This is a genomic window from Pseudomonas sp. KSR10 (genome assembly GCF_022355455.1).
In the GTDB taxonomy this organism is placed as follows: Bacteria; Pseudomonadota; Gammaproteobacteria; order Pseudomonadales; family Pseudomonadaceae; genus Stutzerimonas; species Stutzerimonas stutzeri_E.
Map to the genome: position 1 here is coordinate 65,335 of NZ_JAKOEN010000017.1, position 24,510 is coordinate 89,844.

Annotated in this window: 20 protein-coding genes and 1 tRNA gene; 6 read left to right on the top strand and 15 right to left on the bottom strand. The window is 61.2% G+C overall.

Going from position 1 to position 24,510, the window contains the following annotated elements; all coding sequences use genetic code 11:
- Positions 1–191: 191 nt before the first annotated feature.
- The 6 genes from pepN to MCB86_RS08510 all read right to left on the bottom strand — a co-directional run bounded on the left by pepN (position 192) and on the right by MCB86_RS08510 (position 6,854).
- Positions 192–2,849, bottom strand: coding sequence for an aminopeptidase N (gene pepN / locus MCB86_RS08485; RefSeq protein ID WP_239610588.1), 2,658 nt, complete (start codon positions 2,847–2,849; stop codon positions 192–194).
- Between the two features lie 103 nt (positions 2,850–2,952).
- The gene (locus MCB86_RS08490; RefSeq protein WP_239610589.1) at positions 2,953–3,786 is read right to left on the bottom strand and encodes a DUF2797 domain-containing protein; all 834 of its coding nucleotides are present in this window, start codon (positions 3,784–3,786) and stop codon (positions 2,953–2,955) included.
- On the bottom strand, positions 3,786–4,061 hold the full coding sequence (locus tag MCB86_RS08495) for a DUF1315 family protein (RefSeq protein ID WP_045162476.1): 276 nt from the start codon (positions 4,059–4,061) through the stop codon (positions 3,786–3,788). Before MCB86_RS08495 ends, MCB86_RS08490 begins: the two co-directional genes overlap by 1 nt.
- Before the next feature lie 70 nt (positions 4,062–4,131).
- Positions 4,132–5,007: a rhomboid family intramembrane serine protease gene (locus tag MCB86_RS08500; protein ID WP_045162477.1), complete on the bottom strand. Its 876-nt coding sequence runs from the start codon at positions 5,005–5,007 to the stop codon at positions 4,132–4,134.
- A complete protein-coding gene (locus tag MCB86_RS08505; RefSeq protein ID WP_239610590.1) occupies positions 5,008–5,967 on the bottom strand; it encodes a metallophosphoesterase in 960 nt (319 codons plus the stop codon).
- On the bottom strand, positions 5,967–6,854 hold the full coding sequence (locus MCB86_RS08510; protein WP_025242211.1) for an NAD(+) kinase: 888 nt from the start codon (positions 6,852–6,854) through the stop codon (positions 5,967–5,969). The genes MCB86_RS08505 and MCB86_RS08510 overlap by 1 nt, the downstream gene beginning before the upstream one ends.
- A 206-nt stretch (positions 6,855–7,060) precedes the next feature.
- Here MCB86_RS08510 and MCB86_RS08515 point away from each other — a divergent pair, with 206 nt between their 5' ends.
- The gene (locus tag MCB86_RS08515; RefSeq protein ID WP_239610591.1) at positions 7,061–7,990 is read left to right on the top strand and encodes a DUF1853 family protein; all 930 of its coding nucleotides are present in this window, start codon (positions 7,061–7,063) and stop codon (positions 7,988–7,990) included.
- 87 nt (positions 7,991–8,077) lie between these two features.
- Entirely contained in the window at positions 8,078–9,289 is a 1,212-nt protein-coding gene (gene chrA / locus MCB86_RS08520; protein WP_239610592.1) for a chromate efflux transporter, read from the top strand.
- Positions 9,290–9,319: 30 nt separating this feature from the next.
- Here chrA and MCB86_RS08525 read toward each other — a convergent pair whose 3' ends face one another.
- The 5 genes from MCB86_RS08525 to MCB86_RS08545 all read right to left on the bottom strand — a co-directional run bounded on the left by MCB86_RS08525 (position 9,320) and on the right by MCB86_RS08545 (position 15,483).
- The gene (locus tag MCB86_RS08525) at positions 9,320–10,426 is read right to left on the bottom strand and encodes a cyclic nucleotide-binding domain-containing protein (protein ID WP_045162481.1); all 1,107 of its coding nucleotides are present in this window, start codon (positions 10,424–10,426) and stop codon (positions 9,320–9,322) included.
- Between the two features lie 23 nt (positions 10,427–10,449).
- The gene (locus tag MCB86_RS08530; RefSeq protein WP_239610593.1) at positions 10,450–11,403 is read right to left on the bottom strand and encodes a pyridoxal-phosphate dependent enzyme; all 954 of its coding nucleotides are present in this window, start codon (positions 11,401–11,403) and stop codon (positions 10,450–10,452) included.
- Between the two features lie 5 nt (positions 11,404–11,408).
- The gene (locus MCB86_RS08535) at positions 11,409–12,770 is read right to left on the bottom strand and encodes a chromosome partitioning protein ParA (RefSeq protein WP_045162483.1); all 1,362 of its coding nucleotides are present in this window, start codon (positions 12,768–12,770) and stop codon (positions 11,409–11,411) included.
- 194 nt (positions 12,771–12,964) lie between these two features.
- On the bottom strand, positions 12,965–13,396 hold the full coding sequence (locus tag MCB86_RS08540) for a nuclear transport factor 2 family protein (RefSeq protein ID WP_239610594.1): 432 nt from the start codon (positions 13,394–13,396) through the stop codon (positions 12,965–12,967).
- A gap of 56 nt (positions 13,397–13,452) precedes the next feature.
- Positions 13,453–15,483, bottom strand: coding sequence for an NADPH-dependent 2,4-dienoyl-CoA reductase (locus MCB86_RS08545; protein ID WP_239610595.1), 2,031 nt, complete (start codon positions 15,481–15,483; stop codon positions 13,453–13,455).
- Between the two features lie 220 nt (positions 15,484–15,703).
- On the opposite strand from MCB86_RS08545, the gene MCB86_RS08550 reads away from it, so the two are divergent.
- Positions 15,704–16,711, top strand: a complete 1,008-nt coding sequence (locus tag MCB86_RS08550; RefSeq protein ID WP_239610596.1) for a carbon-nitrogen hydrolase — start codon at positions 15,704–15,706, stop codon at positions 16,709–16,711.
- On the top strand, positions 16,708–17,745 hold the full coding sequence (locus MCB86_RS08555; protein WP_239610597.1) for an AraC family transcriptional regulator: 1,038 nt from the start codon (positions 16,708–16,710) through the stop codon (positions 17,743–17,745). The genes MCB86_RS08550 and MCB86_RS08555 overlap by 4 nt, the downstream gene beginning before the upstream one ends.
- Before the next feature lie 387 nt (positions 17,746–18,132).
- On the opposite strand, the gene MCB86_RS08560 is transcribed toward MCB86_RS08555, so the two are convergent.
- The 4 genes from MCB86_RS08560 to MCB86_RS08575 form a co-directional block, all read right to left on the bottom strand.
- Positions 18,133–18,291, bottom strand: coding sequence for a DUF2474 domain-containing protein (locus tag MCB86_RS08560; protein WP_155397639.1), 159 nt, complete (start codon positions 18,289–18,291; stop codon positions 18,133–18,135).
- A gap of 22 nt (positions 18,292–18,313) precedes the next feature.
- Positions 18,314–19,321, bottom strand: coding sequence for a cytochrome d ubiquinol oxidase subunit II (gene cydB / locus MCB86_RS08565; protein ID WP_239610598.1), 1,008 nt, complete (start codon positions 19,319–19,321; stop codon positions 18,314–18,316).
- 2 nt (positions 19,322–19,323) lie between these two features.
- On the bottom strand, positions 19,324–20,763 hold the full coding sequence (locus tag MCB86_RS08570) for a cytochrome ubiquinol oxidase subunit I (RefSeq protein WP_045162490.1): 1,440 nt from the start codon (positions 20,761–20,763) through the stop codon (positions 19,324–19,326).
- Between the two features lie 357 nt (positions 20,764–21,120).
- Positions 21,121–21,197 (bottom strand) — tRNA-Asp (locus tag MCB86_RS08575).
- A gap of 409 nt (positions 21,198–21,606) precedes the next feature.
- On the opposite strand from MCB86_RS08575, the gene MCB86_RS08580 reads away from it, so the two are divergent.
- Complete coding sequence (locus MCB86_RS08580; protein ID WP_230623637.1) at positions 21,607–22,176, top strand: type II secretion system protein N; 570 nt, start codon at positions 21,607–21,609, stop codon at positions 22,174–22,176.
- A gap of 3 nt (positions 22,177–22,179) precedes the next feature.
- Positions 22,180–24,453: a type II secretion system secretin GspD gene (gspD, locus tag MCB86_RS08585; protein WP_045162492.1), complete on the top strand. Its 2,274-nt coding sequence runs from the start codon at positions 22,180–22,182 to the stop codon at positions 24,451–24,453.
- Positions 24,454–24,510 lie beyond the last annotated feature (57 nt).

Sequence of the window (24,510 nt, forward strand, 5' to 3'; positions counted from 1 at the left end):
TTATGTTTTGTTAAGCCGGGCTGATTGATGTTGTCCGATAGGCATGCCTTATGGCACGGGGCTTCGCCGCGCGACGCGTTCCGCTTCGAAGAAGGGTTTCAGGACTTCGAAAACGACAATCCCGCGACGATGCGCGGGATTGTCGTTTCGGGTCATCTCATTTCGTTGGCCCGGCTCACGCGGTCAGTGCGTCAAGCAAGGCTCTTGCTGACCACCTCGTAGACATCGCTGGACAATTCGCCCGAGGCTAGAATGCGCTCCAGTTCGGCCTTCATCAGGCCTTGGCGACTGGCATCGTACTTGCGCCAGCGGGTCAGCGGCGCAAGAAGGCGCGAGGCGATTTGCGGATTGAGGGTGTTCAGCACGATGACCTGATCGGCGAGGAAGTGATAGCCGGCACCGTCCTCCCGATGGAAGTTGACCAGGTTCTGGTTGGCGAAAGCCCCGATCAGCGCACGAACCTTGTTCGGGTTCTTCAGCGTGAACGCCGGATGTTGCATCAGCTGCTGGACGCGCTCCAGGCCGCCCGGCTGGGTGTTGCCGGCCTGCACGCTGAACCACTGATCCATCACCAGCGGGTTATCCTTGAAGTGCTCGGCGAAGGCTTCCAGCGCCTTGTCGCGCTCGGCAGCGAAGTCGGAATTGACTAACACCGCCAATGCGGTCAGACGCTCGGTCATGTTGTCCGCCTGGTCGAACTGTTCGACACAGGCGGCGACCACCTCGGGCTTGCGGCTGAGCATCAGGTAGGACAGCGCGATGTTCTGCAGCGCGCGACGGGCGAAGTGGCCAGCCTCGGCCACGTAAGGCGTCTGCCGAGAGACCTCACGATTGGCTTGATAACGCTTCCAGAGCAGATCGAACAACGCGGTGGCGATGCGCTCTCGGGCGAACTCACGCGCCGCATGGATGGCATCGACATCGGCCACTTCGCTGATCTCGGTGAGGTAGGCTTCACTGGGCAGCGAGAGCATTTCGGCAACCATGGCGGGATCGAGTGACTCGTCCTGCAGCAGGCTGCGCAGCGCCTCGACCAGACGCTGATCCAGGTGCAGCGCTTCGCCGCGCTGGTGCTGACCGATCATCTCCTGCAGTACCTGCACGGACAGCTGCTGCCCCGCCTCCCAGCGGTTGAACCCGTCGGAATCGTGCTGCATGAGGAACATCAGCTGATCACGGCTGTAGGGAAACTCCAGCTTCACCGGTGCCGAGAAACCGCGGAGCAACGAGGGCAGCGGCTGCTCGGGAACGTCGACGAATGTGAAACTCTGCTCGGGCTGGTCGACCGCGAGCACGCGGGTGGTCCCGACCGCCGCACTTTCGCCCTGCAGGCGTAGCGCAATTTCCGCGCCTTGGCTATCGAGCAGGCCCAGCGAAACCGGAATCACGAACGCCAGCTTCTCGCTCTGCCCCGGTGTTGGCGGACAGCTCTGACGGAAGGTCAGCGTATAGCTCTTGTTGGCGTCATCGTATTGCTCGCTGACCGCCAGACGCGGTGTGCCTGCCTGGCTGTACCAGCGCTTGAACTGCGTCAGATCGGCGCCGTTGGCATCTTCCATGGCTTGGACGAAATCATCGACGGTAACGGCCTGGCCGTCATGCCGCTCGAAGTAGAGGTCGCTGCCCTTGCGAAAGCCCTCCTCGCCCACCAGTGTCTGAATCATGCGCACCACTTCGGCGCCCTTCTCATAGACGGTCAGGGTATAGAAGTTGGAGATCTCGATGAAGGACTCCGGGCGCACCGAGTGGGCCATCGGGCCGGCATCCTCGGCGAACTGGTGCGTACGCAAGTAGGAGACGTCTTCGACGCGCTTGACGGTCGGCGAATTCATGTCGGCGCTGAATTGCGAATCACGGAAAACCGTGAAGCCTTCCTTCAGCGACAGCTGAAACCAGTCGCGACAGGTGACGCGGTTGCCCGACCAGTTGTGGAAATATTCATGGGCGACGATCGCTTCTACCCGCTGGTGAGCGGCGTCGGTAGCGGTTTCGGCACGCGCCAGCACGGCGCTGGAGTTGAAGATGTTGAGGCCCTTGTTCTCCATCGCACCCATGTTGAAGTCGTTGACCGCAACGATCATGAAGATGTCCAGGTCGTACTCGCGACCGTAGGCCTCTTCGTCCCACCTCATCGACTTCTTCAGGCTGTCCATGGCGTGCTGGCACTTGTCGATGTTCTCAGGCTCGACATAGATGCGCAGCGCCACGTCGCGCCCGCTCATGGTGGTGAAGCTGTCCTCGACGCACCAAAGATCGCCGGCCACCAGGGCGAACAGGTAGGCAGGCTTTTTGAACGGATCTTCCCAGGTCACCCAATGACGACCATCATCCTCTTCTCCACTGGCGAGCGGGTTACCGTTGGACAGCAGGATTGGATAGGCCTGTTTCTCGGCGCTGACCGTGGTGGTGAACTTGCTCATCACGTCCGGACGGTCGAGGTAATAGGTGATCTTGCGGAACCCCTCGGCCTCGCACTGGGTGCAGAACATGCTGCCGGATTTGTAGAGGCCTTCCAGCGCGGTATTGCTCTCGGGGTGGATTACCACGCTGCTGTCGAGGGTGAAGCTGGCCGCGTCAGGTTGCAGCGTCAGGCATTCCCCAGCCACCTCGTAATCGCCAAGGCCAAGTGGCCGGTCATTGATCGACAGTGAGAGCAGCTCCAGATCCTGGCCGTGCAGCTCGAGCCGCGGCAGCCCAGCGCCCGCATCCGGGTTGCGGCGCATTACCAGTTGCGCATGGACCAGGGTACGGTCCTCGTAGAGCTCGAAGGTCAAATGGGTTTCATCGATCAGGTACTCAGGCGCCTGGTAATCCTTGAGATGAATGACTTTCGGTTGTTCGGTGCGCATTGGGTTGGCCTCTTCGAGGCAGCTTCAAGCTGCGAGCTTGAAGCTGCGAGTGAATGGTTCGTTTGGTGAATCGATGAAGCTGAATCCACCTACAAGCTTGGGTTTACGGCGTGCAGCTTGCGGCCACCTGGTAAGCGGTGAACTTGCGAATGTTGATCACGCCTGTGTCGAGGATCAGGTATTGACCCTTGATACCGCGCAGGGTGCCTTCTACGACGGGGGTCTTTTCCAAGTCTAGACTGACAATCTTGGTGGGATAGGCCTCGACGGGGTAGCGGATTTCCAGCACCTCGGCATCCGCCATTGGCTGGATCGCTTGCAGTCCATAGCGCTGCTGCAGATCTCGCAGGCCATCGGCACAGGCATCGAAGATCTGCTCGCGAATCACCATCAGGTCGATGGGCTCGGCATCGCCCTTGAGCAGCGCGCGCCAGTTGGTGCGATCGGCCACCTGGCTGCGCAATAGGTCTTCGACCATGCCGGACTGCTGTCGGGTCGCGACGCGCATGATCGGCAGCGCCTGGCTCGCGCCCTGGTCAAGCCAGCGCGTCGGCAATTGCGTGGCGCGGGTGATGCCCACCTTGATGCCCGACGAGTTGGCGAGGTACACCACATGGTCGGTCATGCAGAAATCCATGCCCCACTGCGGATCGCGGCAGGTGCCGAAGTCGTGGTGGCATTTTTCCGGGCTCATGATGCAGATGTCGCACTGCGGCAGCTTCTTGAAGCAGGGATAGCAATACCCCTGGCTGAAGCTCTTGTTGGTCTTGCGTCCACAATGGCTGCAATGAATGGCGCCGAGATATTCCAGCCGCAGGGTCTTGCCGATCAGCGGGTTGACCGGCACCCGGTGTTCATCGAGACGGAACGAGTACTGCGCCGGCGCGCCGAGCTGAACCGACATCTTGCTCAGGGCGCCGCGTCCGAGTTCAAGCATCAGTGTCGCGTTCCAGAAGCCGGGGCGAACAGACTGGTGTCGATCGGCGCCTTGTTCTTGCTCTTGGAGGCGCACTCCTGGCCACCCATGTAGCCGGTGCGCTGCTCTTCGGGGAGGTTCTTCATTTCCCAGGCGATCATCGCGCCGAGACAGGTTTCCTTCTGCTCGGGCGTCAGCTTGCGGCCGTCGCTCCACTTGCCCAGCTCGACGGCGGTTTTGAGGTTTTCGTAGATTTCGGGGGTAATGTTTTCGATGGCTTCGATAAAGGACGACATGGCCGGCTCCCGGAGAACAAGCGGACATTCTACCGAGCGCCGCCGCTTTAGGGAAAACCCGATCAGCCTTTCAGTTGCGCCGGCCCGCCGCCCTGCGACGCGATAGCAGCCCACCGAGGAAACCGGTCAGGCAGCCGGCGGCCAGCCCACCGACATGGGCCGCGTTGGCGATCGCCAGCGCGCCAAAACTGAGCACATCGACCACGCCGCTCAGACACACCACCAGCCAGATCAACATCAGCACCACCACACCGGGTGGCAGTCGGTAGGCCTCGCCCGGCGACAGTTTCTGAAACAACCAGCAATGCCCCAGCAATCCATAGAGCACACCGGAGAGCCCGCCGAAAATGCCGGGACCGCCAAACGTATATTGCGACAGGTTGGAGACAACGCCGAACAGTAGGGTCAACCCCAACAGCATCAATGCACCCTGTCGATATTCGATACGCCGCCCGAGCTCCCAGTACCACATGGAATTCATCGCCAGATGTAGAAAGCCAAAGTGCACGAAGATCGGCGTGATCAGCCGCCACCATTGACCTTCGGCCAGGGTCTGTTCGAGGGTGGCGAAATAGGCGTATTCGCCGTCGATGCGAAAATCGCTGAAGCTGAACCAGCGGATGGTCTCGAAATTCTCGCCCAGCATGGTGGTGGCCGCCGCAAACAACGTCAGCAGTAACATCATCGCTGTCAGCGGGCTACGCCGTAGGCTGGCGAAGAACCCACCTCCCCGCCGCGGCGGCTGCTCGGCGACGACCGTTCCATCCCCTTGCGGATAGCGCTGATAGAGCTCACGGACCTGCTCAGCCGTTTCTGCCGGCACCCTCAGCACCTGTTCGCCCGCCTCTTCCGAGACCCGGCAGGGCACCTGCAGACGCCGCAGCAATGCGATGAAGCCACTCAGATCTTCCGACAACGGCAGACGCAACGCCTCTACGACGATCATTCAGCGCTCCACATTCACCCAGACGAACTTCGCTGGGTCGAGTCGGGTTTCATCGTCTAGTCGGTAGGCTACCAGCTTGCCGTATTTCACCGCGCTGTAATCCAGGCAAGCCAGGTTATGCCGTATGGGCGCGGGTTCGCCGCTACGCCAGTAATGCCCAACGAACAACAGCGGCTCGTCGGGACCGTACAGGAACAGGCGGCTCTTCTGGCTTTCGCTGAGCGGCAGGCGCGCCGCCTTCTCCGGCAGGCCGTCGGGCTGAAACACGATATCGCCGTAAGTCTTTGGGTTCTCTTCCCAGAATTTGGTGCGGAAGAAACTGCGGGTAAAACCCTCGGCGCTGGTCAGCGTCAGACCTTCCGGCAGTGGCATATCGGTGCCACGCAGCAGACGATCCAGCGCCTTGGCGGCAAACCCATCAGCAAAGGCAGCGTCACGCAGAAACTCGGGATCGACCCGTCCTTGCTGCAGGCGCTGGCGCAACTGGCCGATCACCGTGTTATCCCAGCAGGCGTGAACCACACGGAAGCGCTCACACTGAAGAAATAGCGGCAGCTCCATGAGCCATTCGCGAAACGCCCCCCATTCCTCCGGATAATGCTCGAACTGCTGAAAGGTCTGCTGCAGCAGCATCTCATAGCGGGGCGAATGTTCGCGGACGAAGGTCTTGCCGCTCTCCGGCGGGGCCGGCGTGTACCACCCCAGCGCATTGAACTCGTGATTGCCCATGATGCAGTGGGCCTGCCCCGCCTCGGCCATGTCGTGCACCAGGTGCAGCGCCTCACGGATGCGCGGGCCGCGGTCGATGATGTCGCCAAGGAAGATCACTTGCCGCCGCGGGTGCTGCCAGATGCCCCCGCGCCGGCTGTAACCGAGCTGCTCGAGCAGACGTTCCAGAGTATGGGCGCAACCGTGCACGTCCCCGATGAGGTCGTAGCTGCGCTCCGGATCGACAATCACTATTCCCCTCCACCAAGGCGACTGCCCCAGCCAAGCTTGGTACGGCACACCTCGTAATAGTTGTGGTCAAGCGGGTGAATCAGGTGCAGCTTCTGCGGCTTCTTGCGCACGGTGACGGTATCGCCTGGCGCACAGGTGAAATGGTTCTGGCCGTCACACGATACTTGCGGATAGATCTGCATGTTCGGTGAGACCACGATTTTCAGCTCGCTGTTGCCATCCACCACAATCGGGCGGCTGGACAAGGTGTGCGGATACATCGGCACGATGACGATGGCATCCAGACGCGGATGCATGATCGGCCCGCCGGCGGACAGCGAATAAGCCGTAGAGCCGGTCGGCGTGGCGACGATCAGCCCGTCGGCTTTTTGGCTACAGACGAACTGGCCGTCGATGTACAGTTCGAATTCGATCATCCGCGTCGACTTGCCGGGATGCAGCACCACATCATTGAGCGCGTCACCCTCGCCGATGGACTCTTCGAAGCGCCGCACTTGGGCCTCGAGCAGGAAGCGGTTCTCCAGGGTGTACTGCCCACTAAGCACTTCGGCGACCTTTTCTTCCAGATCGTCGGGACGAATATCGGTGAGGAAACCCAGGCTGCCACGGTTGATTCCCAGCACCGGAACACGGTGCCTGGCCATCGCCCGTGCAGCACCGAGCAGGCTGCCATCACCTCCGACCACGATGACCAGGTCACAGGACTCGCCCAGCCTCTGCCGCGACGAGGTCTGCATGCCATGGCCCGGCAGCACCTCTGCGATATTCTCCTCGAGAATGACATGCAGATGGCGCTCTACGAGGAACCGCTTCAGCCGGCGAATGGTATCCAGCACCTGGGAACTGCCCAGGCGGCCAATGATGCCGATATTGCGGAACTGATCCATTGAAGCTCCCTGATAGGCGTGGCTGGTAACGGGCGGGCGTGCATCGGGGCGCAGGCCGGCCGAAGCGTAACAGGCACTAGATTGGTGTCGCGCGGGCGCGATTGAGTTCAACGCCGCGCGCTGCCCGGAATCCCGTTGCGACGCGGCGCAGGGATTATGGGCGAAAGCTCGAAGTGGCAGCAAACCATCCCGGCTATGCTTGTTGCATGAGCCCGTCTTATCTTGCTGAATTGATGCCCCGATTGCTGCACCCTCAGGTGCGGGATCTCGCGTGGGTGCTGATGTCGCCTCCCCTGCTGAGCGATACGCCGGCCCCGCAGCGACACCCGTTCGCAGCCAGTCGCTGGGCCTCTCACCCCGGCGAGCTTGCCGACTGGCTGCTGTCGCACGACGGCCAGCCGACTGTGCTCGAGGCGTGGCTGGCACAACACAGCATCCGCCGGTTGGGCCTGTATTACGAGCGCCTCTGGCAGTTCGCGCTGGGTCAGGCGCCGGACGTCGAGCTGCTGGTGGCCAATCTGCCGATCCGCCAGGGAGGTCATACGCTGGGCGAACTGGATCTGATCCTGCACGACGCCGAAGGCGTCCATCATGTCGAGTTGGCGGTGAAGTTCTACCTGGGCCTGGAAGCAGGTGACCGCCGTCGGCACGATCACTGGCTAGGGCCCGGCAGCCATGACCGACTGGACATCAAACTTCAAAGACTCTGCGAGCATCAGCTGCAACTCTCGTCGAGCGCAGCTGCGAAGGCGCTTCTCGCCGAGTTGACCTGCAGCGAAATCGACAGTGCCCTCTGGCTTGGCGGTTATCTGTTTCAGCCGTGGTCGTCCGGGTGCGAGCCACCGGCCGGGGCCCATCCGCTGCATCTCGATGGACATTGGCTACGGCAGCGCGATTGGGTGAACGCGACAGTGGCCGATGGCGCGACACGCTGGCAGCCGCTGCGCCGTCAGGCCTGGTTGGCACCGGCACAGCTGGACGGCAGCCAGTCTTGGTCAGCCGAGGAAATCGAGCGCTGGATAGCCGAAGTCAACGGCAAGCAGGCGAGGCTCATGGCACGCCTTGAGCAGGATACGGACGGCCGCTGGGTCGAGCGCGAGCGCCTGTTCGTGGTACCCGATAGCTGGCCGGGATGATTGACGCGGCGTTGCCGCCAAACTGTCATCCGTCTATCGCATACTGCCAGGCCAGCCGACGTGTCCACGCCAACAGCAGAAGCTTCCATGTCCCTTACCTCAGACCACCGACAGCGTTCGACCGCCTGGACGATATTTTTGGTGTTCCTGCGCCTGGGGCTGACCTCGTTTGGCGGTCCGGTCGCCCATCTCGGCTACTTCCGCGAAGAATTCGTCAACCGCCGCCACTGGCTGGATGAGGCGCGGTATGCCGATCTGGTCGCGCTCTGCCAGTTTCTCCCCGGCCCCGCCAGCAGCCAGGTCGGTATCGCCATCGGCCTGTTGCGTGGCGGTTACCGCGGCTCGCTCGCCGCCTGGGCCGGCTTTACCCTGCCCTCGGCGATTGCGCTGACACTGTTCGCCCTCGGCATCGCCAACTGGGGCGATGCCGTTCCGGAAGGGTTCCTGCATGGCCTGAAAATCGTCGCGGTAGCGGTCGTGGCTCAGGCAGTCTGGGGCATGGCGCGGACCCTGTGTACCGATGGCGCGCGCAGGATCGTCGCGCTGCTGGCGGCCTGCGCGGTATTGGTCCTACCCAACGCCTGGGCACAACTCGGCGTCATCGCGCTGGCAGGCGTGTTTGGATTGTTGGTGTTTCGCCCGGCGATGCAAGCCCCTTCGACTCCATTGCATTTCTATGCGGGTCGCTCAGCAGCCAGCCTGTTTCTACTGGCATTCTTCGCCCTGCTAATCGTGCTGCCCGTTCTGGCACTCGCCTCGACCAACCAATGGCTGGCATTGCTCGATACCTTCTATCGCACCGGCGCGCTGGTGTTCGGCGGTGGTCATGTGGTGCTTCCACTGCTACAGGCCGAGGTCGTTCCCAACGGCTGGGTCAGCAACGACACCTTTCTCGCGGGCTACGGAGCCGCCCAAGCAGTACCGGGGCCGCTGTTCACCTTTTCCGCCTTTCTCGGTGGATCGATGAACGAGGGAGGCACCCGTCTGGTGAGCGCAGGTTTATGCCTCGTCGCGGTATTCATTCCTTCGTTTCTGCTGGTATTCGGTGTGATCCCTTTTTGGGATCGGCTGCGCGCCAATCGCCAAGTACAGGCGGCGTTGGTTGGGGTGAACGCGGCGGTGGTCGGCCTGCTGCTGGCGGCACTGTACAACCCGGTCTGGACCAACGCGATATTTGGCCCTGGCGACTTTACCCTGGCGCTGATCGCCCTGGTCGCCCTGATGGTCTGGAAGCTGCCCCCCTGGCTGGTGGTGCTGGCCGGTGGCATTGCCGGCTGGGTGGTTGCCGCGCTGTTCTAATGGGCGGCAAGCGCAACCTGACTCCGATCATCAGCCGCTACGCTCGGTACGCCCGCCGGAACGCGCTAGATAGCCACTGCCCTGCTCGCACAGCAAGGCCGCATACTCCTCCGCCGACAGGGCATCGAGCCCGTCGCGCAACGGATAGGCGGTGAAGCCCAGCTGGGTCAGCAGAAAGACCGCGCTGGCGCTACGCTTGCCGCTGTCGCAGTAACACAGATAGACCCGATCTTGCTTCAGCAGGCGCGCTTTCAGGCGTAACAGATGCAGCGGCATGTTCAGCGCCTGCAGCGCATGGCCACGCTGGTATTCGTCCAGCAGTCGGACATCCAGCCATTGCGCGCCTTGAGCGACCAGTTCGTTGGCCTGCGCCAGCCCTAGCTCGGCTACCACTGGCGCCTTCAGCAGGGCAATGAAATCCTGCCGCGCCAGACGCAGCACACAGGACTCTTCGAGCAAGGTCACAGTGGCGTTGCGCGGGCTCTCGGTCAGCAAGGCTTCTTCGCCGACACAGGCACCGACGCCCAACTCAGCCACTACCTGCTCGTCGCTATCAAAGCCGATCATCACTTCCGCACGGCCGCTTTTTAGGAAGTAACAGCAATCTCCGGCATCGCCTTCATGCAGTAACACATGGCCGGCAGGCAACTCGATTGCCTCGAGCTTGCCCAACATGCTCCGCACGTTTTCCGCCGGCACCTTGGCGAACAACGGATTTTCCAGCAGTTCCTCGAGCCATTCGGTCAGCTCACCAGTGGTCGCCAGCTGGAGAAGCAGATCGGAATGGCTCTGATGCCAGGCTAACGAACGATCCAACAGTGCGCTATCGACTACCAGCACACTGGAGTCTTCCAGCGCCTGTACCTGAATCAGCCGGCTACCGGCACTGAACACATGGCAGCTTTCTGGAGAGCCAGCGAACATTCGCCAAGCCACGCCGTCCGCGCCTTGCATGGACAGCGAACCGGTTAGCAGGAAATAACTCGACCCGAGCTCGGTCTCGCCATCGAACAGCCACTGGTTGGCGAGCAGCGGGCGAGGGATCAACTGGTCACGCAGCGATTGCAACTGACGAGGCGAGAGCGCATTGAGCGGAGTCAGACTGCGTATCTGATCGGGGAGTAACGGCTTGTTCATCCATGGATTCCAAGTACAGAAGTTCAGCGCAGCAGCTCGTCCAGCTGTGCCTGGGCAGCCCGCCGACCCTGCAGGCCACCGGTGTGCACGAAGATGAGCCGCGTGCCGGTCGCAAAATAACCGCGCTCCACATAAAGGCGCAATGCCATCATCGCTTTAGCTGTATAAACCGGCTCCAGAGGTAGCTCGGCCGCCCGCTCGGTTTCGACCATGAAGCGAGCCAGAGTCTCGTCGAATTGGCCGAAACCACCGCGACTCGCATCGATCAGCTGATAATTTGCGGAGACGACACCGGCCTCACCCAGCAGTCGGTCGACCTCTTGCGTGACGCCGTGAGACGGTGGCCCCGCCAGCGCCCCATATACCCATCGGTTACCCTGCTCCGCCTCACCCATCACCAACCCGGCCAGCGTCGTTCCGGTGCCAGCAGCCAACCACCAGCCGTCGTAGTCGTCCCAGCTAAGCGCGGCAAGCTGCTCCCGTACGCGGAGCACCAAGGGCGCGCAACCCAGGGCACCCGCCAATCCACCGCCACCTTCAGGTATGCAGTGATAGTCCGGGTAACGCTGGCGCCAGACGTCAAAGAAGTCCGGCTGATGCCGCGCCCTGTAGCCCGCGTAACCCAGCCAGTGCAGCTGCATGCCGAAGCCCTGCAGATCCTCTACTGTCGCGGTTCGCTGGGGATGCCCGCGCAACAGGCCAACGCTGGCAAGCCCGAAGCGCTTGGCCGCGGCGGCCAGCGCGTGAAGATGGTTGGAATGCGGACCGCCGAGGCTGATCAGTCCTGGCGCATCGGCCGCCTGGGCTGCGTGCAGGTGATGGACGAGTTTGAACCACTTGTTTCCAGACAACTCGGGATCGATCACATCCAGGCGCAACACGGCGAGCTGTATGTTCGCTCGCTGCAGCCAGGGTAAGTCGACGGTGTGCAACGGCGCAGGCACAGCCTCTGGGGAAAACGCTGAAAGTGCAGGCACGTGCATCAGCTACCCGTGCGTAGCCGGTCCTGCGATCGATGCCTGGCACAGCAGTTGGAATGTCCAATGACGAAACGCCCCGGCGACTCCACTTTGTCCAACGGCATATTGCAGCGTTCTCCGCTGGACAGCGTGGCAATGCAGGTGGGCTGCTGATAATGCTGAACCCACTGACCGTACTGCTCTTCGGAGACCGCGCATTTAGCCGCAGCATAGGCGAGCGGGTTTTGCTGATAACCGGCCATATCAGAAAGTGGAATAGTCAGGTGACCGGCACCGGGATGGTAGGCCATGAACGCCACGCCAAGCGCTGAAAGACGTTCCAGGGAGCGCTCACCACTCTGCTCGATGAGCGCATCACGTTGCTTCTGGAGCTGCTCGATTTCTTCCTGTAACTGGCTATCCAGTTCGTTGCGGTAGGCCAGTTCGACGTCGCGTATGGATACTTGCTCCTTGTACTCAGCCACGGCTGCTGCGACTTGCCGCTGTAGTTCGTCATCGAACTGCGCACGTGCAGCCTGCGCTTCGGCGCGGCTATTGTGTTCCAACGCACGGAGCTGTCGGCTCATCTCTTCGCGGGTTTTCTGAAAGCCTTCAGCCTGTTCGTTGAGCTGTGCCCGCAGGTCTGCGGCAAGCTGCTCTTTGTGCACCAGCTCCTGACGCAACTGGGCAAGCTCGTCCTGCAGCTTGGCATGCTGCTGTGCGGCCAGTTCGCGCAACCTGGTGATGTCGGCCTCGCGCTGCTGCTCAAGATTGGCGATGCGCAGACGCTGCTGCTTGATCAGTTGCGCGGCCTTCAGCCGTTGTTCCTGTTCCAGTTTCTCTGCCCGTCGGGTGGCGGTTTGCTTGGCCGAATCAGCCGCGTACCAGGTGTCTTCGGCGACCATCTGCAGTCGCTCGGCCGGTACCGTCTGAGGCTGTTCTTCCTCGACCAGAAGACCAAGCTGGTTGCGCCTGACCCGATCGCGCAGCATGACGAGGTGATTCTTGCTCTGGGTCAGTTCCGGATCCCAGAGATGCATCTGGTACCAGGAGACCGGGCACTGACTGCGGCAGGCCAGGCGAATGGGGCCCGCGCCCAGATCGGGCCCGCGCCCGGTACGTTCGGCCAAATTGCGCAGCGGAATGTTCCAGCCACTGTCAGCCGAACCGTCTTCGTTGAAATCGAGATAGAAGAACACCGCCGCGCGAACCTGCAAGCGGGTGTTGATCAGTACATAGGCGACGCGCATCTGCTGATCGGCGAATTCGGGCATGCTCACGACCCCATCGAGCATCGCCTCGAATTCCGGATAGAGCATTTCCTTGCAGACGCCGTCATCGTTGAAGAACAGCACGGCTTCGACCGTCTGCGGTTTGATCTGCATGCTCGCACCCTCAACGGCTTGATCGGCCAGCGAAAATTCCGAGACAGCAACCGCACCGACGCCGCCATCCCATGGTTGGCGCAAGTTTAGGGGAAAAACCGCAGCGGGCGATGTGACTGGGTTGGCAGCGAGTCGGCATGCTTATTCGCAGCGAGGTGCAACCAGCAAACTATGGCGGCATCGGAGGTGGACGATCACCGCGTCAGCGCGGCAAGCTGAGGCGCCAGGCGCCTGCCCATCTCCTCGCCGAGCGCCTGCAGGCCGCTCATTGGACGCACCATGACTTCAAAATCGGTGATCAGTCCAGATTCATCGAAACGGATCATGTCGATGCCCTTGAGCTGTCGATCACCGACGCGTGCGCTGAATTCCAGCACGACGTTCAAGCCATCGGGACTGACCAACTGGCGATGGTATTCAAAGTCTTCGAATACCGTTACCACGGTATTGAGGATCAGATTGACCGCCACTGCGCTCTCGTAGGGTTTGAAAGCCATCGGCGAACGGAACACCGCCCGCGGATGCAGCAGCTCCGGTAGTTGCTGGAGATCCTGGGCGTCGATCATCCGATGCCAGCGCTGCACAGTCGCAGCAACGGCCGGCTGCATCGCGAGGGAAGTATTCATGCGGAGCTCCTTTGTTGCGCAAGAAAAAAGCCCCGCTAGTAGCGGGGCCTGGATACTCAGAGTTCAGCCGCGAGACGCGAGCCCTGGTTGATGGCCCGCTTGGCATCGAGTTCGGCGGCCACGTCCGCGCCACCGATCAGGTGCACCTTGGCACCCCCTGCCTCGAGCTCAGCCTGCAACTCACGCAGTGGGTCCTGTCCTGCACAAACGATCACGGTATCCACTGGCAACGCCTGAGGCTCGCCGTCGGCGACACGAATATGCAGGCCCTGATCGTCCACTTTGAGATACTCCACAGCGCTGATCATCTGCACCTGCTTGTTCTTCAGGCCAGTGCGATGAATCCAGCCGGTGGTCTTGCCCAGACCATTGCCGACCTTGGACTTCTTGCGCTGCAGAAGATAGACCTGACGCGCCGGTGCGTGCGGTGCCGGCTGGATTCCGGCGACGCCGCCACGCGCCTCGAGCCCGAGGTCTATGCCCCACTCCTTCCAGAACGCTTCACGGTCCAAGCTGGTCGACTGACCTTGATGGGTGATGAATTCAGAAACGTCGAAGCCGATGCCGCCGGCGCCGATCACCGCGACGCGCTGCCCAACGGGTTTGCGTTGCAGAATCGCGTCGAGGTAACTCATCACCATCGGATGCTCGATGCCTGGGATCTGCGGTGTGCGCGGTGCGATACCGGTGGCGAGGATGATCTCGTCATAGCCGCCGTTCAGCAGGTCCGCCGCACTGACGCGGGTATCCAGGCGGACATCGACACCGGTGCTCTCGAGCTTGCTGTTGAAGTAACGCAAGGTTTCGTAGAACTCTTCCTTGCCTGGTACACGTTTGGCGACGTTGAACTGGCCGCCGATCTCGCTGGCCGAGTCGAACAAGGTCACCTGATGGCCACGCTCGGCGGCGACGGTCGCGGCCGACAACCCCGCCGGGCCGGCGCCAACGACCGCGATTTTCTTCACTGACGCGGTAGGAATGTAGTTCAGCTCGGTTTCGTAGCAGGCGCGCGGATTGACCAGGCAGGTGGTCAATTTGCCACTGAACGTATGGTCGAGGCAGGCCTGGTTGCAACCGATGCAGGTATTGATGGTATCGCTGCGATCGGCCGCCGCTTTGTTGACGAAATCCGGATCGGCCAGAAAGGGTCGTGCCATCGACACCATGTCTGCATCGCCTTCAGCCAGCACCTGTTCGGCGACTTCCGGTGTGTTGATGCGGTTGGTAGTCACCAGAGGGATACCGACTTCGCCACGTAGCTTGGCGGTCACCTTGGTGAACGCCGCACGCGGCACCTTTGTAGCGATGGTCGGGATACGCGCCTCGTGCCAGCCGATGCCTGTGTTGATCAGTGTCGCGCCGGCCTGCTCGATGGCCTTGGCCAACTGCACCGCCTCCTCCCAGATACTGCCGCCTTCCATCAGGTCGAGCATCGACAGGCGATAGATGATGATGAACTCCGGCCCCACGGCCTCTCTCACACGCCGCACGATCTCCACAGGTAGACGCATGCGATTTTCATAGCAGCCGCCCCAACGGTCGGTGCGGTGGTTGGTATGCGCGACGAGGAACTGGTTGATGAAGTAGCCTTCCGACCCCATAATTTCGACGCCGTCATAGCCGGCCTGCTTCGCCAGGCTGGCGCAATTGACGAAGTCGCGAATCTGCTTTTCGATGCCCTCTTCATCCAACTCACGCGGCGTGAAGGGGTTGATCGGGGCCTGAATGGCGCTCGGTGCGACCAGCTGTGGACTGTAGGCATAACGCCCGGCATGAAGAATCTGCATGCAGATCTTGCCACCTGCCTCATGCACGGCCTGGGTAACGATCTTGTGCTCTTCGGCCTCCTCGCCCGTCGACAGTTTGGCGGCACCGGCCCGCACCGAACCCTCTTCGTTGGGCCCCACCCCGCCGGTAACGATCAGGCCGACGCCGCCACGGGCGCGTTCGGCAAAGAATGCAGCCATACGCTCGAATCCGTTGGGCATCTCCTCAAGACCGGTGTGCATAGAGCCCATAAGCGTGCGATTACGCAAGGTGGTGAAGCCCAGATCCAGCGGAGCCAGCAGGTGCGGAAAAGCGGTCATGTTCGTTCCTCGATCAGGCGGCACGGTCACAGCGGCCCAGGGTCAACGGTAGGAATGCCACGCCTCGTGGGGTCGCGGTCACTGTGTCGTGAAGATAAACAGGCGCTGCGCCTCGCTCAATGATCGAAACTGACAACTGCCTGACCCTATCGCGCAAAAACACTTGGCAATCATCGGGCATGTCTCTAGTCTCCTCCCACACGTTTAACCAACCTCAGTCATGCGCACCTACAGCAAACTATTCGGCCTGACGGTACTCGTCCTCGTCGCGCTCAGCCTCTACCTGGACTGGACGCGCGACCGGCGCAGTGGCCCGCTGCTGTCCGATCTGCGCATCCTGCCGATCAACAGCCACGGGCAGCCAGGCCCTGCTGGCAATCTGCTCGGCGTGGAAACCCGCCTGACGCCGGCTGACTACCAGAGCAGAGAACGGCTGCAACTGAAATTCACCACTTATCTCAACCAGGCACGCGATGCCGGCCTACTGGACTCGCGCACTATCGTCGTGCTGCCGGAACACGTCGGCACCGGGCTGTTTGCCCTGGGAGAAAAACCTGAAGTGCAGCAGGCGCGCACGTTGCGCGACGCCATGCACTGGATGGCGCTGAGCAATCCATGGACGTACCTTCGAGCGCTGCTCGATAACGAGGGTGAAGACCACCGCACCGAGGCCGTTCTGAAAATCAAGGGCCGGCAGATGGCCGATGACTATCAGCGCATATTCGGCGGCCTTGCCCGTGATTACGGAGTGACGCTGGTCGCAGGTTCCATCGTGCTCCCCGAGCCGCGCCTTGAGGAAGGACGCCTGCAGATCGGCGATGGCCCGCTTCGCCAGGTCAGTCTGAGTTTTGCCGCCGACGGCGAACCCATCGGACCGCTGCAGTACAAGATGGGGCTCAGCCGCTACGAACGCCGCTATAGTCAGGCCCCGGATGCACCGTCGTCCGCGCTGCTGACACCCGCCGGACGTCTAGCGGTGCTGATCGGCTGCGATGGATACACTCGGTCACCGCCAGCCGATGCCGATCTACTCGCTCTGCCTGGCGCGCGCGATGATCCGCCGGTTACCTGCGCAGCCAGCAACCCGCCACAGACCACCCTGCCGCGCATGGAGGTACGTACCCTCGGTTTGCCGTGGAACTTGGTCGGCTCTCCGCGGCGCCCTGTCCGCCAACGCTACAACGAGCCGGTGCAACTGACCAACCTGTGGCTACCGGACCGACCATGAATCGGCAGCGAGTGCGCCTGGGTGATCTCTCGGTTGGCTTCGTGCATAGCCTGAGCAGCGCCCTGCTAGCAAAGCAGATCGATCCGCAACCGCTGCTCGATGCTTACGGGCTGGATCCCGCGCGCCTCTCGGAACCGCGTGCCCGGCTTTCGATCCCGCGTTACATGCGCCTCGGCCATGCCGCCATACAATTGACTGGCGACCCGAGCCTGGGCCTGGAGATGGGACGATTGCGCAAGGCCGGGCATCTTGGTCTGGTCGGGGTGACATCAACCCAGGCGCCGACCGTTCGAGAAGCCGCCCGCGCGCTGATCCGCTATGAACCGCTGTATGCATCCAACTACCGCGGCGCCTCCGGGTTCCACGAGGATGCCAAAGGAGCCTGGCTGCGGTTCTATTCGATCAGCCCCTACAACAGCTACAACCGGTTCGTCGTGGATACGGTATTGGCGAGCTGGATCACTCAGCTGAGCACGGTGGCCGCTTCCCCGCTGGTACCCGTGGCGGTACACATCGAGTTCGAGCGCCCCATCTACGCAACTTCCTACGAGACGTTCTTCACGAAACCGGTGGAGTTCGCGGCCGAACACAATCAGCTGCGATTGGACAGAGCCACGCTGGCTTTGCGCAACCCGGAACATTGCCCTGGCACCTGGCGCCAGCTGTTGGAGCTCTGCGAGGCGGAGCTGGAGCAGCGCACCCGTACCCGCAGCCTGCGCGAGCGGGTCACCCAACTCCTAGGGCCGATGCTCAAGGGCCAAGAACCCGATCTGCAGCAGATCGCCAGCCGCTTGCAGCTGCCACCCTGGACCCTGCGTCGCAAGCTCGAGGAAGAAGGCACCAGCTATCGGGCCATTCTCAACGACACACGACGCGACCTGGCAATGGCCTACATACGGGATACCGAATCCGCTTTCGGCGAGATAGCCTGGCTACTGGGATTTTCCTCGGCGGAAGCCTTTCAACGCGCGTTCAAACGCTGGAGCGGACAAACACCGGGGGAATATCGGCGCGCGCAGCGGCGCGCTGATTGATCCGCTGACGTTTCGTCGTGCTGCAGCGAAACGCCAGTGGCCGTCTTAAAGCTCGAAGGCGTCGTCGGCCGGCTCAGGACCGTCCTGCTCTGCGGCGTGCCATTCGAGTATCTCGTCCTGATAGTCATCCATAGGAGCGCTCCTCTTGCTGGGGTCTGCCAAACCGTCGAAATCCCATTGCGTTGGCAAGACGCCTCGCCTGCGTTTTTCAACAGCTGCTACCGGTGCTAACAAAGTCCATGCCAGCAAGCTACCGCGGAGACATGACGAAAACATGAACCGCCCCACGCTGGCACTTACGACTGAATAGCCCAACCTCTCAACAGCCACAACGCGCCCAATCGCCGCACATGGCTACAACCGCCGTTGCAGAGCCGCTTGGTGCACTCATGGGGTCGCCAGGCCAGCGGCTGTCATGAACTGACGCAGCAGCCAGGCGACCACCCCGAGCGCCAGCACACTGGCAGACCAAATCAGCACGAGCCAGGTCATGCGCTGCCATAACGGCTTCGGTCCTGGCGCACTGCTTTCGGGCTTCTTCTGCATCGTGGGCTCCATAACGAGACGACTAGTGATAGCCATCCTCTGCGCTGACCTTGCCGCGGAACACGTAATAGCTCCATGCGGTGTACATCAGGATCAAAGGGATGATCAGCAGCGCCCCCACCAGAGTGAAACCCTGGCTCTGCGGTGGCGAGGCAGCCTCCCAGATACTGACCGATGGCGGGATGATGTTCGGCCAGAGGCTGATGCCAAGGCCGCTGTAGCCAAGGAATATGAGCGCCAGGGTGAACAGGAACGGCGCGTAGTGGGCGTAACGCGCGATAGATCGCAGCAGTCCGAACGTGCACAGCAACACGAGGATGGGCACCGGCATGAAGAGGACCAGGTTCGGCATGCTGAACCAGCGCTCGGCGATGTCCGGATGTGTTAAAGGCGTCCATATACTCACGATGCCGGTCACCGCCAATACCGCCCAGACCAGTGGCGTGCCGATGTCGTGCATCCGTCGCTGCAGTTCACCCTCGGTTTTCATGATCAGCCACGTGCAGCCCAACAAGGCATAGGCAGCAATCAGCGCCACGCCGCAGAACACCGAGAACGGCGTCAACCAATCCAGAGGTCCCCCTGCATAGGCGCGATCGGCGACCGGAAACCCATGAATGAATGCGCCCAGCGCGACGCCCTGGAAGAAGGTCGCCGCCAATGAACCACCGACGAACGCCTTGTCCCAGATATGTTGGCGCGCGACGCTCGCCTTGAAGCGGAATTCGAAGGCCACGCCGCGGAAGATCAGGCCCATCAGCATGAAGATGATCGGCAGGTACAACGCGGAAAGCACCACCGAATAGGCCAGCGGAAACGCGGCGAACAGCCCGGCGCCACCCAGCACCAACCAGGTTTCGTTGCCATCCCAGATCGGCGCCACGGTATTCATCGCCACGTCGCGCTCGGAACTGTCGGCGAGGAACGGGAAAAGGATCCCGATACCCAGGTCGAAGCCGTCCATCACCACGTACATCATGATGCCGAAGATGATGATGACGGCCCAGATCAGCGAAAGATCGACACCCATATTCAATTCCTCTCGCCCAGTTGATCGCCGTGTTCGTGTGGAATCGCCTCGTCGGCAGCCGAGAGCGGTCGCATCGGCGTCCGCTTCTCGCCGGGCCCACCAGCGCCCTTCTCGTTGCCCTCGTTGGTAACGGGGCCCTTTGCAATCAGCCGCAACACATAGACGAAACCGATTCCGAACACCGCGAAGTAGATCAGAACGAACATCGCCAGCGTCAGGCCGAGCTGCTCGGTGCCGTGATTGGAAACGGCGTCTGCAGTCCGCATCAGCCCATAAATCACCCAAGGCTGGCGGCCGATTTCCGTGGTGAACCAGCCGGCCAGAATCGCGAGGATTCCGGAGGGACCCATGCACAACGCAAGTCGTAGAAAGGCACGTGACTGGTACAGCCGACCGCTTCGTCGCAGCAGGAGGCTCCACAAGCCGGTGAAGATCATCAGAAAGCCCAGCGCGACCATCACGCGAAACGTCCAGAACACGATGGTCGAGTTGGGTCTGTCCTCTGGCGGAAAATCCTTCAGCGCCGGAATCGGCTCGGTCAAGCTGTGCTTGAGGATCAGGCTGCCCAGATAGGGAATCTCCACCTTGTAACGCGTCTCTTCACGCTCCATGTCAGGCCAGCCGAACAGCAACAGAGGCGTTGGCTCGCCTGAGGAGTTATCCCAATGTCCTTCCATGGCGGCGATTTTTGCCGGTTGGTATTCCAGCGTGTTGAGGCCGTGGAAGTCACCGACCAATGCCTGGATCGGCGCCACCAGCAACGCCATCCACATCGCCATGGACAGCATCTTGCGGACCGCAGGGTTGTCTCGCCCACGCAACAGATGCCAGGCCGCGGAGGCGCCCACCATGAACGCCGTGGCGAGGAACGCGGCAATCGCCATGTGCGTCAGCCGGTAGGGAAAGGAGGGGTTGAACACGATGGCGAACCAGTCCACCGGCACCACGATGCCATCGATGATCTCGTGGCCCTGAGGGGTGTGCATCCAGCTGTTCGAGGCAAGAATCCAGAATGTGGAAATCAGTGTGCCGACGGCCACCATCAGCGTGGAGAAGAAGTGCAGACCGGGGCCGACGCGATTCCAGCCGAACAACATGACGCCGAGAAACCCCGCCTCCAGGAAGAACGCGGTGAGCACCTCGTACGCCAGCAACGGCCCGGTGACGCTGCCGGCAAACTCCGAGAAGGCGCTCCAGTTGGTGCCGAACTGATAGGCCATGACGATACCGGAAACCACCCCCATGCCAAAATTAACGGCAAAAATCTTCAGCCAGAAATGATAGAGGTCGCGGTACACCTGGCGCCTGGTCTTCAACCACAGCCCTTCCAGCACGGCCAGAAAGCTCGCCAGTCCGATGGTGATCGCCGGAAAGATGATGTGGAAGGAAATGGTGAAAGCGAATTGAATCCGCGCAAGCTCGAGAGCTTCCAGACCGAACATTAAAAACCCCTCGTCAGTTAGCCGCTTGCCCCTGGCCTGTTGATGTCATCACGCATTAATGACAGCAGGAAAACACAAGGGTGCGCTCGGGTCGCTGTGACAGGTCGCCGCGTATAGCGGAGCAAACTGGATCAGCGCTACTTCAAGGGGCTCGGGAGGCCTTCGCAATAGCGAGATTGGAAGGTCCCCGATAGCCAGCGGATCGAAGATCGGCGCTGCGCCGTTATCAAGTAAGAAGGGACGAAAAATCTGCCCGCGCCAGACGAGTGCAGGAAGCGGCGATATAGAACGAAAAAAGCGGCCATAAGGCCGCTTTTAGCGAGAATTCCAGTCGCTCAATGGACTTGGAAGCAAATGTGGCGCAGCGGACGGGACTCGAACCCGCGACCCCCGGCGTGACAGGCCGGTATTCTAACCGACTGAACTACCGCTGCGCGTCGGCCGGACTGTTCGTCCGAATCGTAAGAGTCAACCGTGATACCAACCGGCTGATCGCCTTGCGAGGCGCGCAATTTACGCACCCACTTCAATCAAGTCAACAGCGTGCCAGGTAATTTTCTTAAAAAATACCGACTACGGGAGGTCATGAAGAGGAATCGCCGTCCATAGGGCACCTTTTGCCTGAAAAACAGTCAGTTGCACTGGCATACTCAGGTGCTTCTTGTCATGGTCCCGGTCTAGACTGCCAGGACGCCTGGCCGTTCGTAGATATCACAACTGCCTACGTGATCCAGCGACCATGCCGTCATCACTTAGCTTCACGGAGTGCCTAGTTTGGCTTCCCCCGCAGCACTGCAGAAATTTCGCCAACATGCGCCTCTAATCGTCAGCGCAGCTATCGTCGTGCTCTTCGGCTTCTACCTTGCCGGCCAGATAAGGACATGGCTTCAGCTTACCCAGGCGCCGGCAGCAGCCACCACGGACAGCAACCAGCCCGCTGGAGTCGTACCGGACCTGCAACGCATGGAAAGCCTGTTCGGCACACCAGCGACAACAGCAGGCCAACGCTATAGCCCCGATGCATCGAGTTCTGATCTAACCTTGCTGGGCAGTTTCGTTCATGCTGATCCGGCTCGCTCCACCGCAATCATCCAGTTAAGCGGCCAGCCGCCGCAGCTGTATCGGGTCGAACAAGAACTGGAATCGGGGGTGCGCCTGCACAGCGTTCATCCAGACAGAGTCGAAATACTGCGCGGCGGGCGCGTTGAAAGTCTGTATTTTCCCAGCGTTCGCTCCGCGACAGCCGTACCCGATAATCTGCCGGACTACAGTGAACCGGCAGAAATGAATCAACCAGACCCGCAAGCGGAGATGCTTCAGCAGCAGATGGAAGCGCTCCGCCAACAGATGGAAGGGGCAAACAGCCCGCCAGATACCATGCCCTCCGACGAACAGCCCACGGAAGACAACTGACCGATGCTGCCTTTTTCCTCCCGCCCGCTCATTGCCTTGCTCGCCGCCGGTCTGCTCGCCGCCCCTCTGCCTGTGCTAGCGGCCGACCCCGGAATCGAGCCGAGCGAAACCCAACAGGACGGCTGGACGATCAATCTCAAGGATGCCGATATCCGGGCCTTCGTTGATCAGATCAGCCAACTGACCGGACAGACCTTTATCGTCGATCCGCGCGTAAAGGGCCAAGTCAGCGTGGTGTCGTCGACAACGCTCTCGCTGTCGGAGGTCTATCAGCTATTCCTCTCGGTCATGGCGACACATGGCTACAGCGTGCTCACGCAGGGCGAAGTCGCACGAATCGTGCCGAATGCCGAAGCGAAATCCGAGGCCGGAGGGGGCCCGACCGGCGGTGATTTACTGGAGACCCGCGTGATTCAGGTCCAGCACACATCCGCTACCGAACTGATTCCGCTGATTCGCCCATTGGTGCCCCAATATGGTCATCTCGCCGCCGTCAGCTCTGCCAATGCGCTGATCATCAGCGATCGCAGCGCCAACATCGCACGTATAGAGGACCTGGTCCGCCAGCTCGACCGCGCTCAAACCGACGACCACAGCGTGGTGAACCTGCAGTACGGCTGGGCCGTGGATATCGCCGAAGTGCTGCGCAACACGCTGGCCCGGGGTGAAGCCCGCGATACCGCAGGTGCCCAGATCATCGCTGACTCGCGCACCAATCGGCTGATTTTTACCGGGCCGGAGCAGGCGCGACAGAAGCTCGCCAATCTGGCGAAGACGCTCGATACGCCAAGCACCCGCTCGGCCAACACACGAGTTATCCGCCTGCGCCACAACGATGCGAAAGCCCTGGCCGAGACCCTCGGAGACATCTCCGAGGGTCTCGCAGCCCCTGCCGACGGCGAAGCTCAAAGCAGCCGGCAACAGAACATCCTCATCCGTGCCGATGAAAGCCTCAATGCTCTCGTCATGCTCGCCGAGCCCGAGCTGATCGGCACCCTCGAATCGATCGTGCGCCAACTGGACATTCCACGCGCCCAAGTCATGGTCGAAGCCGCCATCGTCGAAGTCTCCGGCGATATCACCGACGCGCTTGGCGTGCAGTGGGCCGTGGATGCGCGCGGCGGCACCGGTGGCATCGGCGGAGTCAATTTCGGCAATACCGGCATTTCCGTCGGCAGCGTGCTAACTGCGATGAGAGAGGATGAGATCCCTGACAGACTTCCCGACGGCGCCATCATTGGACTAGGCACGCGTAGCTTCGGCGCCTTGATCACTGCACTTTCCGCTAACAGCAAGAGCAACCTGCTATCGACCCCAAGCCTGCTGACGCTGGATAACCAGGAAGCGGAAATCCTCGTCGGGCAGAACGTTCCTTTTCAGACTGGCAGCTACACGACCGATTCGTCCGGGGCCAACAACCCATTCACGACCATCGAGCGAGAGGATATCGGCGTAACGCTCAAGGTCGTGCCGCATATCAATGACGGCGCAACCCTGCGCCTGGAGATCGAGCAGGAAATCTCATCAATTGCTCCATCGGCAAGCCTGTCAGCGCAGGCCGTCGACCTGGTGACCAACAAGCGTTCGATCAAGAGCACTATTCTTGCCGAAGACGGCCAGGTGATTGTCCTCGGCGGGCTGATTCAGGACGATGTGACCCAGACCAACTCCAAAGTCCCGTTGCTTGGCGACATTCCACTGATCGGTGGACTGTTTCGCTCCACCCAGGAAACCCACGTCAAGCGCAACCTGATGGTTTTCCTGCGACCGACAGTCATTCGTGATCGCGCAGGACTGGCAGCACTTTCCGGTAAAAAGTACAGCGACATCCGGGTCATCGAAACTGACTCGGACAGCCCAAGCATTCTTCCGGCCACGCCGGAGCGACTGTTTGACGGTCAGGGCCAGCCGGCACCAGCCATCGACCTTCGATCCAACGAGCCGGAACAACGTCGCGAAGTGCCTAAAGCCCCCGCAACGCAACGAGCGCCACAAACCTTCACGCCACAGGCACAACCTCAGGAGCGGTCATCGTCGACACGTTCGGGCTGGGCCGTACAGGTCGCCAGTTTTCAGAACCGCGATAGCGCCGCGACACTGGAGCAAAAGCTGGCGACCGAAGGCTTCGATACCTATACAAGAACGACAGGCCGCACCCATCGCGTCTTCGTCGGTCCAGTCGATCAGCGTCAGGAAGCCAGTCAGCTTCGCGACCAGCTATCCGAGGAACAGCGTCTGGATGGTTTCGTGGTCAACTTCGAAACCACTGACAATTGATGGGACGGCTGATGCTGATCGCCGGCGCCTTTAACTAGCCTGTCCTTAAAAGCGAAA

Bases quoted from the DNA above. Each gene is read 5' to 3' on its own strand.
- pepN (WP_239610588.1), bottom strand. From the start codon at position 2,849: ATGCGCACCGAACAACCGAAAGTCATTCATCTCAAGGATTACCAGGCG.
- MCB86_RS08490 (WP_239610589.1), bottom strand. From the start codon at position 3,786: ATGCTTGAACTCGGACGCGGCGCCCTGAGCAAGATGTCGGTTCAGCTC.
- MCB86_RS08495 (WP_045162476.1), bottom strand. From the start codon at position 4,061: ATGTCGTCCTTTATCGAAGCCATCGAAAACATTACCCCCGAAATCTAC.
- MCB86_RS08500 (WP_045162477.1), bottom strand. From the start codon at position 5,007: ATGATCGTCGTAGAGGCGTTGCGTCTGCCGTTGTCGGAAGATCTGAGT.
- MCB86_RS08510 (WP_025242211.1), bottom strand. From the start codon at position 6,854: ATGGATCAGTTCCGCAATATCGGCATCATTGGCCGCCTGGGCAGTTCC.
- MCB86_RS08515 (WP_239610591.1), top strand. From the start codon at position 7,061: ATGAGCCCGTCTTATCTTGCTGAATTGATGCCCCGATTGCTGCACCCT.
- chrA (WP_239610592.1), top strand. From the start codon at position 8,078: ATGTCCCTTACCTCAGACCACCGACAGCGTTCGACCGCCTGGACGATA.
- MCB86_RS08525 (WP_045162481.1), bottom strand. From the start codon at position 10,426: ATGAACAAGCCGTTACTCCCCGATCAGATACGCAGTCTGACTCCGCTC.
- MCB86_RS08535 (WP_045162483.1), bottom strand. From the start codon at position 12,770: ATGCAGATCAAACCGCAGACGGTCGAAGCCGTGCTGTTCTTCAACGAT.
- MCB86_RS08540 (WP_239610594.1), bottom strand. From the start codon at position 13,396: ATGAATACTTCCCTCGCGATGCAGCCGGCCGTTGCTGCGACTGTGCAG.
- MCB86_RS08545 (WP_239610595.1), bottom strand. From the start codon at position 15,483: ATGACCGCTTTTCCGCACCTGCTGGCTCCGCTGGATCTGGGCTTCACC.
- MCB86_RS08550 (WP_239610596.1), top strand. From the start codon at position 15,704: ATGCGCACCTACAGCAAACTATTCGGCCTGACGGTACTCGTCCTCGTC.
- MCB86_RS08555 (WP_239610597.1), top strand. From the start codon at position 16,708: ATGAATCGGCAGCGAGTGCGCCTGGGTGATCTCTCGGTTGGCTTCGTG.
- MCB86_RS08560 (WP_155397639.1), bottom strand. From the start codon at position 18,291: ATGCAGAAGAAGCCCGAAAGCAGTGCGCCAGGACCGAAGCCGTTATGG.
- cydB (WP_239610598.1), bottom strand. From the start codon at position 19,321: ATGGGTGTCGATCTTTCGCTGATCTGGGCCGTCATCATCATCTTCGGC.
- MCB86_RS08570 (WP_045162490.1), bottom strand. From the start codon at position 20,763: ATGTTCGGTCTGGAAGCTCTCGAGCTTGCGCGGATTCAATTCGCTTTC.
- gspD (WP_045162492.1), top strand. From the start codon at position 22,180: ATGCTGCCTTTTTCCTCCCGCCCGCTCATTGCCTTGCTCGCCGCCGGT.